Raw genomic sequence first — 14,513 nt, 5'->3', positions numbered from 1 at the left:
GACGACGCGCCGCGCGCCGAAGCGATCGCGCTCGGGCTGGGCAGGCTCGGCGTGACGTGGTCGTGCAACGCCAAGGCGAACGTGCCGTACAAGACGCTCAAGATCATGAAGGAGAACGGCCTGCGCCTCTTGCTGGTCGGCTTCGAATCGGGCGACGACCAGATCCTCGTGAACATCAAGAAGGGCGTGCGCACCGATTTCGCGCGCCGCTTCAGCGCGGACTGCAAGCAGCTCGGCATCAAGATCCACGGCACCTTCATCCTCGGTTTGCCGGGCGAGACGCAGGAGACCATCGAGAAGACGATCGCATACGCGAAGGAGATCAATCCGCACACGATCCAGGTGTCGCTCGCCGCGCCGTATCCGGGCACGACGCTCTACAAGCAGGCCGTGGAGAACGGCTGGATGGAAGAGAACAAGACCATCAACCTGGTGAGCAAGGAAGGCGTGCAGCTCGCGGCGATCGGCTATCCGCACCTGCCGCGCGACGAGATCTATCACCACCTCGAACAGTTCTATCGCGAGTTCTACTTCCGGCCGTCGAAGATCTGGGAGATCGTGCGCGAGATGCTGACGAGCTGGGAGATGATGAAGCGCCGCCTGCGCGAAGGCGTGGAATTCTTCCGCTTCCTGCGCGCGCACGAGGCGTGATTCGTGACCGCGCGTGCGCTGATCTTCACGGCCGATGACTTTGGCCTGCACCCCCGGGTGAACGCGGCGGTCGAGCGCGCGCATCGCGACGGCGTGCTCACGGCCGCGAGCCTGATGGTCGGCGCGCCGGCCGCGCGCGATGCGGTCGAGCGGGCGCGGCGCCTGCCATCGCTCGCGGTCGGCCTGCATCTGGTGCTCGCCGACGGCCCGGCCACGCTGCCGGCGCGCGAGATCCCCGCGCTGGTCGGCCCGGACGGCCGCTTCGGCGACGCGATGGCGAAGGACGGCTGCCGCTTCTTCTTCCTGCCGTGGGTGCGCGCGCAACTGCGCCGCGAGATCCGCGCGCAGTTCGAGGCGTTCGCGGCGACCGGGCTCGCGCTCGATCACGTGAACACCCACAAGCATTTCCATCTGCATCCGACCGTGCTGTCGATGATCCTCGAGATCGGTCGCGCGTTCGGCATGAAGGCCGTGCGGCTGCCCTGCGAGCCCGCGACGCCCGCGTGGCTGAAGCCGTGGATCGGCCTCGTGCGCGCGCGCCTCGACCGCGCGGGCATCGCGCACAACGACTACGTGGTCGGCATCCGCGACACCGGGCGCATGGACGAGCGCGTGCTGCTCGACGCGCTGGCCGCCTTGCCGGCCGGCGTCGGCGAGATCTACTGCCATCCGGCGGAGCCGGGCGACGCGCCGATCACGCCGTCGATGCACGGCTACCGGCCCGCCGACGAACTCGATGCGCTGTTGTCGCCGCGCGTCGCGGCCGCGCTGCAGGCGGCGGGCGTCGCGCGCGGCGGCTTCGCGGCCGTGTTCGGCGCGGCGCGCCGGCCGGGCGGCGCGGGCGCGCGCCGGACGGGCGCGCAGCCGTCATGAGCCAGTGGCTGAAATGGCTGGGCTGGCCGCTCGGGATCGCGATCCTGCTCGCGCTCGTGCTGCGCGAGGGCGTCGGCGACGTCGGGCACGTGCTCGGCCAGGCCGGCTTCGTGCTGCTGTGGCTGGTGCCGTTCCATGCGGTGCCGCTGCTGCTCGACGCGTATGCGTGGAAGCTGCTGCTGGGCCGGCGCGCGCCGCTCATGTTCCTGTGGTGGATCGCGACCGTGCGCGAAGCGGTGAACCGCTTGCTGCCGGTGGTCGGCATCGGCGGCGAGATCGTCGGGATCCGGCTCGCGCGTTGGCGCATCGACGATGCGAGCCGCGTGACCGCGTCGGTGATCGTCGAGGTGCTGGTCACGGTCGTGGTGCAGTACGCGTTCGCGGCGCTCGGCCTCGTGCTGCTGCTCGCCACCACGCAGCGCGGCCTCGGCGCGCAGACCATCGCGCTTGCGCTCGTGCTGTCGCTGCCGATCCCGGTGCTCGCGTTCATGCTGATGCGGCGCGGCGGCGTGTTCCATGCGGTCGAACGTTTCGCGGGGCGCATGCTCGGCGAATCGAACCGTCTGCTGCAGGGGATCGACGGGCGCCGCCTCGACGCCGACATTGATGCGCTGATGTCGCGCACGGGCCTGCTGTTCCGCGCGTTTTTCTGGCAGCTGCTCGGCTATGCGGTGGGCGCGCTGGAAATCTACTGGGCGCTCGCGTGGCTCGGCCATCCCGTGTCGATCGGCGGGGCGCTCGCGATCGAGGCGATGACGCAGGCCGTGCGCCACGCGGCCTTCATGGTGCCGGGCGGCCTCGGCGTGCAGGAGGCGACCGTGGTGCTGCTCGCGCAGATGTTCGGCGTCGATCGCGAGGCGGCGCTCTCGCTCGCGATCGTGAAGCGCGGCCGCGAGGTGGTGTTCGGCGCGCTGGCGCTGGGCTCGTGGCAGCTCGTCGAGCTGGCGCGCACGCGTCGCGGGATCCGCCTCCACGGGCAGCGCGCCGCGCGCGCGGACGGGGCCGGGGCGCGGCCCGCCGTCGAGACGCCCGAACGGATGCTGTAGGCCGTGCATGGCCGCGCGCATCCGCGCGCGGTATGCTGGCGGCTGGCTCACCCTTGGCGCTTCGCGCGCCGCGTCCCGATGATGATGGTCCGTTCCAGGCTGCTACCTGTCGCGCTGCTCGGCGTTGTGCTTACCCTGTCGGCGTGCGACGACCAGCAGCGCGAGCAAACCGTGCAACGACTCAAGGATTTCTTCACCGCGATCAAGCCCGCGCCGCTGTTGCTGAAAGGGCTCAAGCCCGGCGTCTCGACCGAGGCGGAGGTGCGCGCGCAGATGGGGCGCCCCGAGACCGAGCGCGTGTTCACCGACGGCTCGAAGCGGCTCGAATATCCGCGCGGCCCGATGGGCAACGAGACCTACATGGTCGATCTCGATCGCGACGGCCGTTTCATGGTCGCGATCCAGGTGCTGACGGCCGCCAACTTCGCGAAAATCCAGCCGGGCATGACGGAGGACGAGGTGCGGCGGCTGCTCGGCAAGCCGTGCGAGATCGCGCGCTATCCGCTCAAGCCCGAGATCGTGTGGAGCTGGCGCTGGCTCGAGGACGGCGTCAATCAGGATGCCTATTTCAATGCGCATTTCGGCCCGGACGGGCGGGTGTATACGACGTCCCGTTCCGATCTCCTCAAGGGCCGTTAGCGTGCGTTGCTTCCGAGGCCGATCGCGCGGCGCGCGCGCTCGGACCGACGGGCAGGCCATGTGACGTCGCGCGTGGATCGATCAGGCGCGGCGCGACTCAGGCGGCCTGGGCGTCGCCCGCGGGGCGGTGCGTGACGGGACGACGTTCGCGTCATCGCCTTTGCGCGCGATAGGCGCAGTGCACGGACCGACTGCGCATCCCCGCTCCGTTCGCCTTCGCCGAGGCATTGCGTGGCCGGCGAGGGTGGCCGCGCCGCGAGGCGGCCGGCGATGCGCGTCCCGCCTGCCGGGGGCGGGCGGAACGAGCCCGATCCACGCTTGCCGGGTTAACCCGAGCAGAGCCGCCCGTCGCGGTCTATCGAAAAAGCGACTCGAAACCTGCAAAAACGCGGCGCACTGTCGCGGTGGAATGAACACCGGCGTCCACGCTTTATCTCGATAAAACAGGCGTGTGGGCGGGCGGCGCGCCGGCGCGCGGGCTTGCTGCGTCGCAACACGGCGATGTCCCGCTATTTGAACCGATATTTTTTGCTTGCGACCATCCGGATCAAATCGGTGCGGGCCGTGACGGCGCGCGCCGCTGCCAATCTTTGACGGAGACGCGCGATGCTTTACGGCTTTGGCCCGGTGATCTGGGCGGGTACCGTGCAGACGATCGAACTGTCGGTGCTGTCGCTCGCGGCCGCGGTCGTGCTGGGTCTGCTCGGCGCGGTTGCGAAACTGTCGAGCAATCGCCTGCTGCGGGGGATCGCGACCGGCTACACGACGCTGATCCGCTCGGTGCCCGACCTGGTGCTGATGCTGCTCTTGTTCTACAGCATCCAGATCTGGCTGAACCAGCTGACCGACCTGCTGGGCTGGGATCAGATCGACATCGATCCGTTCGTGGCGGGCGTGCTCACGCTCGGCTTCATCTACGGCGCGTACTTCACCGAGACCTTCCGAGGCGCGTTCCTGTCGGTGCCGCGCGGCCAGCTGGAGGCGGGCAGCGCCTACGGGATGAGCGGGGCGCGGGTGTTCGCGCGGATCATGTTCCCGCAGATGATGCGCTTCGCGCTGCCGGGCATCGGCAACAACTGGCAGGTGCTCGTGAAGGCGACCGCGCTGGTGTCGATCATCGGGCTCGCCGACGTCGTGAAGGCGGCGCAGGACGCGGGCAAGAGCACCTTCAACATGTTCTTCTTCATTCTTGTCGCGGCGCTCATCTATCTCGCGATCACGACGGTGTCGAACCTCGTGCTGCGCCAGTTGGAGAAGCGCTATTCCCTTGGTGTCAGGCACGCAGAACTATGATCGAGATTCTCCAGGAATTCGGGCGCGCGTTTCTCTACTGGGACGGCCAGCGCATGTCGGGGCTGGCGGTCACGCTGTGGCTGCTGGTCGCGTCGCTGGCGCTGGGCTTCGTGTGCGCGGTGCCGCTCGCGGTGGCGCGGGTGTCGAAGCGGCGCTGGCTGTCGACGCCGGTGCGCTTCTACACCTACCTGTTTCGCGGCACGCCGCTGTACGTGCAATTGCTGCTGCTGTACACGGGCGTCTACAGCCTGGAATTCGTGCGTTCGCACTCGCTGCTCGACGCGTTTTTCCGCAGCGGATTCAACTGCGCGATCCTGGCGTTCGCGCTGAACACCTGCGCGTACACGACCGAGATTTTCGCGGGCGCGATCCGCGCGATTCCGCACGGCGAGGTGGAGGCGGCGCGGGCCTACGGGATGCGGCCGTTCACGATGTACTGGCGGGTGATCCTGCCCTCGTCGCTGCGGCGCGCGCTGCCGCTGTACAGCAACGAAGTGATCCTGATGCTGCACGCGACGACGGTGGCGTTCACGGCGACCGTGCCCGATATCCTGAAGGTGGCGCGCGACGCGAATTCGGCGACCTACATGGCGTTCCAGTCGTTCGGGCTCGCCGCGCTGATCTATCTTGCGGTATCGTTCGCACTCGTCGCGGCGTTCCGCCGCGCCGAGCGCCACTGGCTCGCGTACCTCGCGGCCGGCCGACATTGATTTCACAACCGGGAGAGCCAGTTGGCAGAGACCACGCACACGAGCCCCGCCTGCAAGCTGGCGGCGCAGGACATCCATAAGCGCTACGGCGACAACGAGGTGCTGAAGGGCGTGTCGCTGAACGCGAAGGCGGGCGACGTGATCAGCATCATCGGCGCGAGCGGCTCGGGCAAGAGCACGTTCCTGCGCTGCATCAACTTCCTCGAGCGGCCGAATGCGGGGCAGATCATCGTCGACGGCGAGACGGTGCGGACCCGGGCGGACAGGGCGGGCAACCTGGAGGTGGCCGACCACAAGCAGTTGCAGCGGATCCGCACGAAGCTGGCGATGGTGTTCCAGCACTTCAATCTGTGGGCGCACATGAACGTGCTCGAGAACGTGATGGAAGCGCCGGTGCACGTGTTGGGCCTGTCGAAGCGGGAGGCCGAGGAACGTGCGCGCGAGTACCTGGAGAAAGTGGGGTTGGCGCCGCGCGTCGAGAAGCAGTATCCGTCGCATTTGTCGGGCGGCCAGCAGCAGCGGGTGGCGATTGCGCGCGCGCTGGCGATGCATCCGGACGTGATGCTGTTCGACGAACCCACCTCGGCGCTCGATCCGGAGCTGGTGGGTGAAGTGCTGAAGGTGATGCAGAAGCTGGCCGAGGAAGGACGGACGATGATCGTCGTCACGCACGAGATGGGGTTCGCGCGCAACGTGTCGAATCATGTGATGTTTCTGCACCAGGGGCGGACCGAGGAAGAGGGCGATCCGGCCGAGGTGCTGGCGCGGCCGCAGAGCGAGCGCCTGAAGCAGTTCCTGTCGGGCAGCCTGAAGTAACGGGGCGGTCGGGCGGGTGGGGATCACGGTGACACGTCCGGTGGGGAGTGCGCGCACGGCGCAGGTGGCGATCGTTGCGTTGCCGCCGGTGTCGATGTCGGGGGTGGGCCCGATCGTCGACGCATTGAATCTGGCGAACGAGATCGACGGGCGGCTGCTGTACCGGTGGCAGGTGTGCTCGTGGGACGGGCGCGCGGTGCCGCTGGCGGGCGGGGCGCAATGGCATGCCGATGCGGCGTTCAACGATGCGATTGCGTGCGACTGGCTGATCGTGGTGAGCGAGCGGTTCCAGCAGTTTGCCGATTACCGGATGTTCCTGGCGAGCCTGGCGCGGGTGGGGCAGCGGACGCCGCTGGTGACGGGGGTCCACCACGGCGTGTGGTGGCTGGCGATGGCGGGACAGCTGTCGGGCTACCGGGTGAGCGTGAACTGGGAGACCTACCAGCAGTTCGCCGAGGAATTCGAGCGCTCGATCGTGACGCAGCAGATCTTCGAGATCGACCGCGACCGCGCGACCTGCGCGGGCGGGCAGGCGACCGTGGATTTCATGCTGGCGGTGATCGGGCGCGACCATGGGCCGGAGCTGGCCGAGCGGATCGCGGATGCGATGGGGGCGGGGAGCCTGCGCAGCGGCGAGGCGCGGCAGCGGATTCCGTTCGTGACCGCGCCCGGGGAGCGGCATCCGAGGTTGAACGATGCGTTGCAGCTGATGGAGGCGAATGTCGAGGATCCGCTCACGACCGACGAGATCGCCGGGTTGGTGGGCGTGTCGCGGCGACAGCTCGAGCGGCTGTTCAGGCAGTACCTTGGGGCGATGCCTTCGAAGTACTACCTGAATCTCCGGCTGCTGAAGGCTCGGACGCAGTTGCAGCGCACCAGCAAGTCGGTGGTGCAGGTCAGTCTTGCATGCGGGTTTTCGTCGGCTGCGCATTTCTCCAATGCCTATCGGGAGCGGTTCGGAGTGACGCCGAGAGAGGATCGGCGCGCCTGGCTTGAGAAGCAGCATGGGCGTGGGGGGGAGCCGCGGGCGGGGGCGCTTGTCGAGAGGGAGCCTTTGGATTGAGGTGCTGCTTCGCGGTTTGGGTTGTGTCTGGTGTCGTAAATTTCCTGTGAGGGTGTTGGTTTATTAGCGTCGGGAGGGGCGACGCTAATAAACCAACACCCTCACAGGACATCCACAAAAAACCAAAGCAACAAACCATGAGGAACGAGTCGCAAACACGCAAGACGACCGCTCCCTCCGTTATCTAAACTACCCCTGTTACCTCTTGAGAGAAAAAAGGATCCGCCATGACCACCCCGACCGTGACCCGCCAGACTTTCGACGAAGTGATGGTGCCGGTATTTTCCCCCGCGCCGTTCGTGCCGGACCGCGGCGAGGGTTCGTGGGTGTGGGACACGGCCGGCCGCGACTACGTGGATTTCGCCGGCGGCATCGCCGTGACGGCCTTGGGCCACAGCCACCCGGCCCTCCTCAAGGTCCTCGACGAGCAAAGCCGCAAGCTCTGGCACATCGGCAACGGCTACACGAACGAACCCGTCCTGCGCCTCGCCCGCCGCCTCGAATCCCTCACCTTCGCCGATCGCGCCTTCTTCGCGAACTCGGGCGCGGAGGCCAACGAGGCCGCCCTCAAGCTCGCCCGCCGCGTCGCGTTCGAACGCCACGGCGCCGACAAGGTCGAGATTCTCTCGTTCACCCAGTCGTTCCACGGCCGCACCCTCTTCACCGTCAGCGTCGGCGGCCAGCCCAAGTACTCGGAAGGCTTCGGCCCCATCCCCGCCGGCATCAAGCATCTCCCGTACAACGATATCGCCGCCGCCCAGGCCGCCATCGGCCCGCAAACCTGCGCGGTCATCGTCGAGCCGGTCCAGGGCGAGGGCGGCGTGATCCCCGCCGATCCCGCCTTCCTCAAGGCCCTGCGCGATGCCTGCGACGCCCACGGCGCGCTGCTGATCTTCGATGAGGTCCAGACGGGCGTCGGCCGCACCGGCCATTTCTACGCCTACATGGACTCGGGCGTCACCCCCGATATCCTCACCACCGCCAAGGCGCTCGGCAACGGCTTCCCGATCGGCGCGATGCTCACCACCAACGAACTCGCCGCTCACTTCAAGGTCGGCGTGCACGGCACCACCTACGGCGGCAATCCGCTCGCCTCGGCCATCGCCGACAAGGTCGTCGAGCTGATCAGCGATCCCGCTCTCCTGCAAGGCGTGCGCGACCGCAGCGAGCGTCTCATGGCCGCGCTCGCCCGCATCAACGCACGCTTCAACCTGTTCAAGGAAATCCGCGGCAAGGGGCTCCTGGTCGGCGCCGAACTCGTCGACGCATTCGACGGCCGCGCCAAGGACTTCGTGTCCGCCGCCGCCGAGCACGGCGTCATCATGCTCGTGGCCGGCCCCAGCGTGCTGCGCTTCGTGCCCTCGCTCGTGATCCCCAACGAAGTCCTCGACGAAGGCCTCGCCCGCTTCGGGAAGGCCGTCGAACAGGTGCTCGCGGCCACCGCCGCCGCACGCTGAGCGGGTGCGACGATGCTATTCGTTCGCCCAGGCAGGCTCGCCGATCTCGACGCGCTCGCGCACATGGCGCGCACCGCGCAACCGGTGCTGCATTCGCTGCCGCACGACCGCAACGCGCTCGAAGCGCGCGTCGCGCTGTCCGAGGACTCGTTTCGCACGGAGGTCGATTTCCCCGGCGAGGAGTTCTATCTGTTCGTGCTCGAGGACAGCGTCTCCGGCAAGCTGCTCGGCACGGCCAGCATCGTCGCCGCCGCCGGCTACTCGGAACCGTTCTACGCGTTCCGCAACGATGCGCTGATCCACGCCTCGCGCGAGCTGCACGTGAATCGCAAGATCCACGCGCTCACGATGTCGCACGAGCTGACCGGCAAGAGCCGGCTCGCCGGCTTCTATGTCGATCCGGCGCTGCGCGGCGACGCCGCCGCGCACCTGATCTCGCGCGCCCGCATGATGTTCATCGCCGCCCAGCGCCGCCGCTTCACCTCCGAGGTGTTCTCGCTGCTGCTCGGCGTCACCGACGAACACGGCATGTCGCCGTTCTGGGAAGCGGTCGGCCGCAAGTTCTTCGGCCGCGATTTCGCCGCCGTCGAGATCGAGTCGGGCGGCCGCAGCCGCACCTTCATCGCCGAGGTGATGCCGCGCTATCCGCTCTACGTGCCGCTCCTGCCCGAGGCCGCCCAGCGCGTGCTCGGCGAGCCGAACCAGCACGCGCTGCTCGCCTATGACATCCATCTCGAAGAAGGCTTCGAACCCGATCGCTACGTCGATATCTTCGATGCGGGCCCGGTGCTCACCGCGCAGGTCGATCGCACCGCCTGCGTGACGCGCGGCGTGCTGCGCTCCGTGCGCAATGCCGACGCGTCGCGCGGCGACAGCACCTATCTGCTGTCGAGCGGGCGCGGCGACGCGTTCCGCTGCGTGCTCGCGGATCTGCCCGACGCGCACGACGGCGATGCGCCACTGTCCGCCGAGGTGCGCGCCGCGCTCGACGTGATCGCAGGCGATACGGTCCGCTGCGTGCCCTTGCATCAATCCGGCGGCGCGGCCGCCGTCAATCCGGGAGACGCGTGATGATCGTCGTTCGTGTCGTACAGACGGGCGATGTCGATGCGCTCGTGGCGCTCGCGCGGGAAACCGGCCCGGGCCTCACCACCTTCAAGCCCGATCGCGATGCGCTCGCCGCGCGCGTCGAGCGCACCCGGCGCACGCTCGAAGGCCGCGCCGCGCCCGCCGAAGCCGGCTATTTCTTCGTGATGGAAGACACCGCCACGGGCGACATCGCCGGCGTGTGCGGCCTCGAAACCGAGGTCGGGCTCGAGCAGCCGTTCTACAACTATCGCGTCAGCACGGTCGTCCACGCCAGCCAGGATCTCGGCGTGTGGACCCGCATGTCGCTGCTCAACATCTCGCACGACCTGACGGGCTATGCCGAGGTCTGCTCGTTGTTCCTGAGCCCGCGCTATCGCACGGGCGGCGTCGGCGGCCTGCTGTCGCGCTCGCGCTTCATGTTCATCGCGCAGTTCCGCGAACGCTTCCCGGAACGTCTGTGCGCCGAGCTGCGCGGGCACTTCGACGACAGCGGTACCTCGCCGTTCTGGCGCGCCGTCGGTTCGCACTTCTACCAGATCGACTTCAACGCCGCCGACTATCTGAGCTCGCACGGCCGCAAGTCGTTCCTCGCCGAGCTGATGCCGCGCTTTCCCGTCTACGTCGACCTGCTGCCGCAGGAGGCGCAGGACTGCGTCGGGCTCACGCACCGCGACACACTGCCCGCGCGCAAGATGCTCGAAGCGGAAGGCCTGCGCTACCAGAACCACGTCGACATCTTCGACGCCGGCCCGGTGCTCGAATGCCACATCGCCGACCTGCGCACGGTGCGCGAGAGCGAAGCGGCGCCCGTCGTGATCGGCGTGGTCGAGCCGGGCGCCGCTGCGCCGGGCGTCGCTGCGCCGCGCGCGCTGGTGTCGAACACCTCGCTCGGCGATTTCCGCGTCGGCGTCGCGCCGGGCGCGATCGAGAACGGGGTATTCACGCTCAACGCGGCCGACGCAGCCGCCCTCAACGTGGCAGCCGGCGACCTCGTGCGCGTGCTGCCGCTCAAAGCCAAACAGGGATAAGTCATGACAGAACTCTTTATCGACGGCGCCTGGGCCGCGGGCACGGGGCCGGTTTTCGCGTCGCGCAATCCGGGCACGGGCGAAACGGTGTGGGAAGGCGCGGGCGCGGCGGCGGCCGACGTCGAGCGCGCGGTGGCCGCCGCGCGCCGCGCGTTCGCGCCGTGGTCGGCGCTCGGCTTCGACGCGCGCTGCGCGATCGTCAAGCGCTTCGCCGCGCTGCTCGGCGAACGCAAGGAGGCGATCGCCACGCTGATCGGCCGCGAAACCGGCAAGCCGCTGTGGGAAGCGCGCACCGAGGTCGCGTCGATGGCCGCCAAGGTCGACATCTCGATCCAGGCCTATCACGAGCGCACCGGCGAGAAGCGCGCGCCGATGGCCGACGGCGTCGCCGTGCTGCGCCACCGGCCGCACGGCGTGGTCGCGGTGTTCGGTCCGTACAATTTCCCGGGCCATCTGCCCAACGGGCACATCGTGCCGGCGCTGATCGCGGGCAACACGGTGGTGTTCAAGCCGTCCGAGCTGGCGCCCGCGGTCGCGCGCGCGACGGTCGAGACCTGGCGCGACGCCGGCCTGCCCGACGGCGTGCTGAACCTCGTGCAGGGCGAGAAGGACACGGGCGTCGCGCTCGCCAACCATCGCCAGATCGACGGGCTGTTCTTCACCGGCAGCTCCGATACCGGCACCCTGCTGCATCGCCAGTTCGGCGGCCGCCCCGAGATCGTGCTCGCGCTCGAGATGGGCGGCAACAATCCGCTCGTGATCGGCGAGGTCGAGGATCTCGACGCGGCCGTGCATCACACGATCCAGTCGGCGTTCCTGTCGGCCGGGCAGCGCTGCACCTGCGCGCGCCGCATCCTGGTGCCGCGCGGCGCGTTCGGCGATCGTTTCCTCGCGCGTCTCGTCGACGTGACGGCGCGCATCGAGGCGGGCGTCTACAACGCCGAGCCGCAGCCGTTCATGGGCGCGGTGATCTCCGCGCGCGCGGCGTCGCGCCTCGTCGCCGCCCAGGACGCGCTGCTCGCGCGCGGCGCGACGCCGCTCGTCGCGATGACGCAGCGCGATCCCGCGCTCGGTTTCGTGAACGCGGCGATCCTCGACGTGACCGCCGTGCGCGACCTGCCCGACGAGGAACACTTCGGCCCGCTCGCGCAGGTGATCCGCTACGCGGACTTCGACGAGGCGCTCGAACGCGCCAACGACACCGCGTTCGGCCTGTCGGCGGGCCTGCTTGCCGACGACGAGGCCGCGTGGGCGCAGTTCCGGCACACGATCCGCGCGGGCATCGTCAACTGGAACCGGCCGACCAACGGCGCATCGTCGGCCGCGCCGTTCGGCGGCGCGGGGCGCTCCGGCAACCACCGGCCGAGCGCGTACTACGCGGCCGACTACTGCGCGTATCCGATGGCCTCGGTGGAGAGCGCGCAATTGCAGATGCCCGCGAACGTGTCGCCGGGCCTTCATTTCTGAGCAGGAAGCGACCATGAACGCAACTGAAGCGAATTTCGACGGGCTGGTCGGCCCGACCCACAACTACGCGGGGCTGTCGTTCGGCAACGTGGCGTCGCTGAACAACGAGAAGTCGGCCGCGAATCCGAAGGCGGCCGCGAAGCAGGGGCTGCGCAAGATGAAGCGGCTCGCCGACCTCGGCTTCGCGCAGGGCGTGCTGCCGCCGCAGGAGCGGCCGTCGCTGCGGCTGCTGCGCGAGCTGGGCTTTTCCGGCAAGGACGCCGACGTGATCGCGAAGGCGGCCGCGCAGGCGCCCGAGCTGCTCGCCGCGGCCAGCTCCGCCTCCGCGATGTGGACCGCGAACGCGGCCACCGTGAGCCCGTCCGCCGACACCGGCGACAGCCGCGTGCATTTCACGCCGGCCAACCTGTGCAGCAAGCTGCATCGCGCGATCGAGCACGAGGCGACGCGTCGCACGCTGTCCGCGATCTTCGCGGACGAGACGCGCTTCGTCGTGCACGAGGCGCTGCCCGGCACGCCGGCGCTCGGCGACGAGGGCGCGGCCAACCATACGCGCTTTTGCTCGGCCTACGGCAACCCGGGCGTCGAGTTCTTCGTGTACGGCCGCGCCGAATATCGACGCGGGCCGGAGCCGAAACGCTTCCCGGCGCGCCAGACCTTCGAGGCGAGCCGCGCGGTCGCGCAGCGTCACGGCCTGCGCGAGACCGCGACGATCTACGCGCAGCAGAATCCCGACGTGATCGACGCGGGCGTGTTCCACAACGACGTGATCGCCGTCGGCAACCGCGATACGCTGTTCTGCCACGAACGCGCGTTCGTCGACCAGCAGGCGGTCTACGACACGCTGCGCGCCTCGCTCGGCGCGCACGGCGCGGCGCTCAACGTGATCGAGGTGCCGGATCGCGCGGTCAGCCTGGCCGATGCGGTGTCGTCGTACCTGTTCAACAGCCAGCTGCTGTCGGGCGCCGACGGCCGGCAGGTGCTCGTGGTGCCGCAGGAGTGCCGCGAGAATCCGAACGTCGCCGCCTATCTCGATCAGCTCGCGGCCGGCAAGGGCCCGATCAACGAGGTGCTGGTGTTCGATCTGCGCGAGAGCATGAAGAACGGCGGCGGGCCTGCGTGCCTGCGGCTGCGCGTCGTGCTGAGCGAGGCGGAGCGGGCGGCCGTCACGTCGAACGTGTGGATGAACGACACGCTGTTCGCGTCGCTCGACGGCTGGATCGAGCGCCACTACCGCGACCGGCTCGCGTCGGCCGACCTCGCCGATCCGGCATTGCTCGACGAATCGCGCACTGCGCTCGACGCGCTCACGCAGATCCTCGGCCTCGGGTCCCTGTATGACTTCCAGCGCTGACGCGGGCGGCGCGTGGCTCGATGACTGCCTCGCGCTGACGCTGGGCGGCGCGGCGCCCGAACCGCGCAGCGGGCCGTGCGCGAACGGCGCGGTGCGCTGGACCTGGCTCGACGAGGGGCTGTTCGCGTTCGAACCGGCCGCGCCGGCTGCCGCGTTGCCGAGCGTGCTCGTGTCGGCGGGCGTGCACGGCGACGAGACCGCGCCGATCGAATTGCTGTCGGCGCTCGTGCGCGATCTCGCGCGCGGCGCGCTGCCGCTCGCGTGCCGCCTGCTCGTCGCGCTCGGCAATCCGGCTGCGATGCGCGCGGGCGAACGCTACCTCGACGACGATCTGAACCGTCTGTTCAGCGGCCGCCACGCGCAGCATGCGACGAGTCGCGAAGCGCCGCGCGCGGCGCGGCTCGAAGCGGCCGCGCGCGCGTTTTTCGACGTGGCGGCGGGGGCGCGCTGGCACGTCGACATGCATACGGCGATCCGCGCGTCGGTGTTCGAGCGTTTCGCGCTGCTGCCGCATACGGGCGCGGCGCCGACCCGCGCCATGTTCGAATGGCTCGGCGGCGCGCAGATCATGGCGGTGCTGCTGCATACCGCGAAGGGCAATACGTTTTCGCACTTCTGTGCGGAGCGGTGCGGCGCGCTCGCCTGCACGCTCGAACTCGGCAAGGTGATGCCGTTCGGCCAAAACGACCTCGCGCGTTTCGCGGGCGCGGACGACGCGGTGCGACGGCTGGCGGCGGGCATGCCCGCCGCGGGCGGCGCGTTGCCGCGCGTGTTCACGGTGATCGACCAGATCACGAAGCACAGCGACGCATTCGAGCTGTTCGTCGCGACGGACGTGCCGAACTTCACGCCGTTCGCGCGCGGCGCGCTGCTCGCGCGCGACGGCGCTTACCGCTACGAAGTCCGGCACGACGAGGAGCGCATCGTGTTCCCGAATCCGACCGTCAAGCCGGGCCTGCGCGCCGGGCTGATGGTGATCGAGACGACCGACGCCACGCACGCCGCGCTCGCGTGATGCAGGCGCGGC

14 protein-coding genes are annotated in these 14,513 nt (G+C 69.2%); all 14 read left to right on the top strand.

Going from position 1 to position 14,513, the window contains the following annotated elements; translation table 11 throughout:
- Positions 1 to 651: radical SAM protein (locus tag AC1RQF_RS25015; RefSeq protein WP_492873189.1), on the top strand; the 651-nt coding region annotated here is incomplete at its 5' end.
- Between the two features lie 3 nt (positions 652 to 654).
- Positions 655 to 1,524, top strand: a complete 870-nt coding sequence (gene hpnK, locus AC1RQF_RS25010; protein ID WP_274002140.1) for a hopanoid biosynthesis-associated protein HpnK — start codon at positions 655 to 657, stop codon at positions 1,522 to 1,524.
- A complete protein-coding gene (locus AC1RQF_RS25005) occupies positions 1,521 to 2,570 on the top strand; it encodes a lysylphosphatidylglycerol synthase domain-containing protein (RefSeq protein ID WP_492873188.1) in 1,050 nt (349 codons plus the stop codon). Before hpnK ends, AC1RQF_RS25005 begins: the two co-directional genes overlap by 4 nt.
- A gap of 81 nt (positions 2,571 to 2,651) precedes the next feature.
- Positions 2,652 to 3,209, top strand: a complete 558-nt coding sequence (locus tag AC1RQF_RS25000; RefSeq protein ID WP_274002144.1) for a hypothetical protein — start codon at positions 2,652 to 2,654, stop codon at positions 3,207 to 3,209.
- Positions 3,210 to 3,815: 606 nt separating this feature from the next.
- Positions 3,816 to 4,502 (top strand): ABC transporter permease, encoded by a 687-nt coding sequence (locus tag AC1RQF_RS24995; protein WP_274002146.1) that lies wholly within the window; start codon positions 3,816 to 3,818, stop codon positions 4,500 to 4,502.
- Positions 4,499 to 5,212: an ABC transporter permease gene (locus AC1RQF_RS24990; RefSeq protein WP_252982657.1), complete on the top strand. Its 714-nt coding sequence runs from the start codon at positions 4,499 to 4,501 to the stop codon at positions 5,210 to 5,212. Before AC1RQF_RS24995 ends, AC1RQF_RS24990 begins: the two co-directional genes overlap by 4 nt.
- Before the next feature lie 21 nt (positions 5,213 to 5,233).
- Positions 5,234 to 6,028, top strand: coding sequence for an ABC transporter ATP-binding protein (locus AC1RQF_RS24985; protein ID WP_274002148.1), 795 nt, complete (start codon positions 5,234 to 5,236; stop codon positions 6,026 to 6,028).
- Positions 6,029 to 6,050: 22 nt separating this feature from the next.
- Complete coding sequence (locus tag AC1RQF_RS24980; RefSeq protein ID WP_274004261.1) at positions 6,051 to 7,091, top strand: GlxA family transcriptional regulator; 1,041 nt, start codon at positions 6,051 to 6,053, stop codon at positions 7,089 to 7,091.
- Positions 7,092 to 7,318: 227 nt separating this feature from the next.
- Entirely contained in the window at positions 7,319 to 8,548 is a 1,230-nt protein-coding gene (locus AC1RQF_RS24975) for an aspartate aminotransferase family protein (protein WP_274002150.1), read from the top strand.
- A 12-nt stretch (positions 8,549 to 8,560) separates the two neighbouring features.
- Positions 8,561 to 9,619 carry an arginine/ornithine succinyltransferase subunit alpha gene (gene aruF, locus AC1RQF_RS24970; RefSeq protein WP_274002152.1) on the top strand — a complete coding sequence of 353 codons (1,059 nt, stop codon included), beginning with the start codon at positions 8,561 to 8,563 and terminating at the stop codon, positions 9,617 to 9,619.
- Positions 9,619 to 10,665 (top strand): arginine N-succinyltransferase, encoded by a 1,047-nt coding sequence (astA, locus tag AC1RQF_RS24965; RefSeq protein ID WP_492873187.1) that lies wholly within the window; start codon positions 9,619 to 9,621, stop codon positions 10,663 to 10,665. The genes aruF and astA overlap by 1 nt, the downstream gene beginning before the upstream one ends.
- A gap of 3 nt (positions 10,666 to 10,668) precedes the next feature.
- The gene (gene astD, locus AC1RQF_RS24960) at positions 10,669 to 12,132 is read left to right on the top strand and encodes a succinylglutamate-semialdehyde dehydrogenase (protein WP_492873186.1); all 1,464 of its coding nucleotides are present in this window, start codon (positions 10,669 to 10,671) and stop codon (positions 12,130 to 12,132) included.
- Positions 12,133 to 12,145: 13 nt separating this feature from the next.
- A complete protein-coding gene (gene astB, locus AC1RQF_RS24955; RefSeq protein ID WP_274002160.1) occupies positions 12,146 to 13,486 on the top strand; it encodes an N-succinylarginine dihydrolase in 1,341 nt (446 codons plus the stop codon).
- Positions 13,470 to 14,501 (top strand): succinylglutamate desuccinylase, encoded by a 1,032-nt coding sequence (gene astE, locus AC1RQF_RS24950; RefSeq protein ID WP_492873185.1) that lies wholly within the window; start codon positions 13,470 to 13,472, stop codon positions 14,499 to 14,501. The genes astB and astE overlap by 17 nt, the downstream gene beginning before the upstream one ends.
- The last annotated feature ends 12 nt before the right edge of the window (positions 14,502 to 14,513 follow it).

This window comes from Burkholderia sp. GW821-FHT14F03, from assembly GCF_058803765.1.
This window is presented reverse-complemented; position numbering and strand designations above follow the sequence as displayed.

What these genes read in the sequence shown, in the direction of transcription:
- AC1RQF_RS25005 (WP_492873188.1), top strand. Translation starts at nt 1,521, where the DNA reads ATGAGCCAGTGGCTGAAATGGCTGGGCTGGCCGCTCGGGATCGCGATC.
- AC1RQF_RS25000 (WP_274002144.1), top strand. Translation starts at nt 2,652, where the DNA reads ATGATGGTCCGTTCCAGGCTGCTACCTGTCGCGCTGCTCGGCGTTGTG.
- AC1RQF_RS24995 (WP_274002146.1), top strand. Translation starts at nt 3,816, where the DNA reads ATGCTTTACGGCTTTGGCCCGGTGATCTGGGCGGGTACCGTGCAGACG.
- AC1RQF_RS24990 (WP_252982657.1), top strand. Translation starts at nt 4,499, where the DNA reads ATGATCGAGATTCTCCAGGAATTCGGGCGCGCGTTTCTCTACTGGGAC.
- AC1RQF_RS24975 (WP_274002150.1), top strand. Translation starts at nt 7,319, where the DNA reads ATGACCACCCCGACCGTGACCCGCCAGACTTTCGACGAAGTGATGGTG.
- aruF (WP_274002152.1), top strand. Translation starts at nt 8,561, where the DNA reads ATGCTATTCGTTCGCCCAGGCAGGCTCGCCGATCTCGACGCGCTCGCG.
- astA (WP_492873187.1), top strand. Translation starts at nt 9,619, where the DNA reads ATGATCGTCGTTCGTGTCGTACAGACGGGCGATGTCGATGCGCTCGTG.
- astD (WP_492873186.1), top strand. Translation starts at nt 10,669, where the DNA reads ATGACAGAACTCTTTATCGACGGCGCCTGGGCCGCGGGCACGGGGCCG.
- astB (WP_274002160.1), top strand. Translation starts at nt 12,146, where the DNA reads ATGAACGCAACTGAAGCGAATTTCGACGGGCTGGTCGGCCCGACCCAC.
- astE (WP_492873185.1), top strand. Translation starts at nt 13,470, where the DNA reads ATGACTTCCAGCGCTGACGCGGGCGGCGCGTGGCTCGATGACTGCCTC.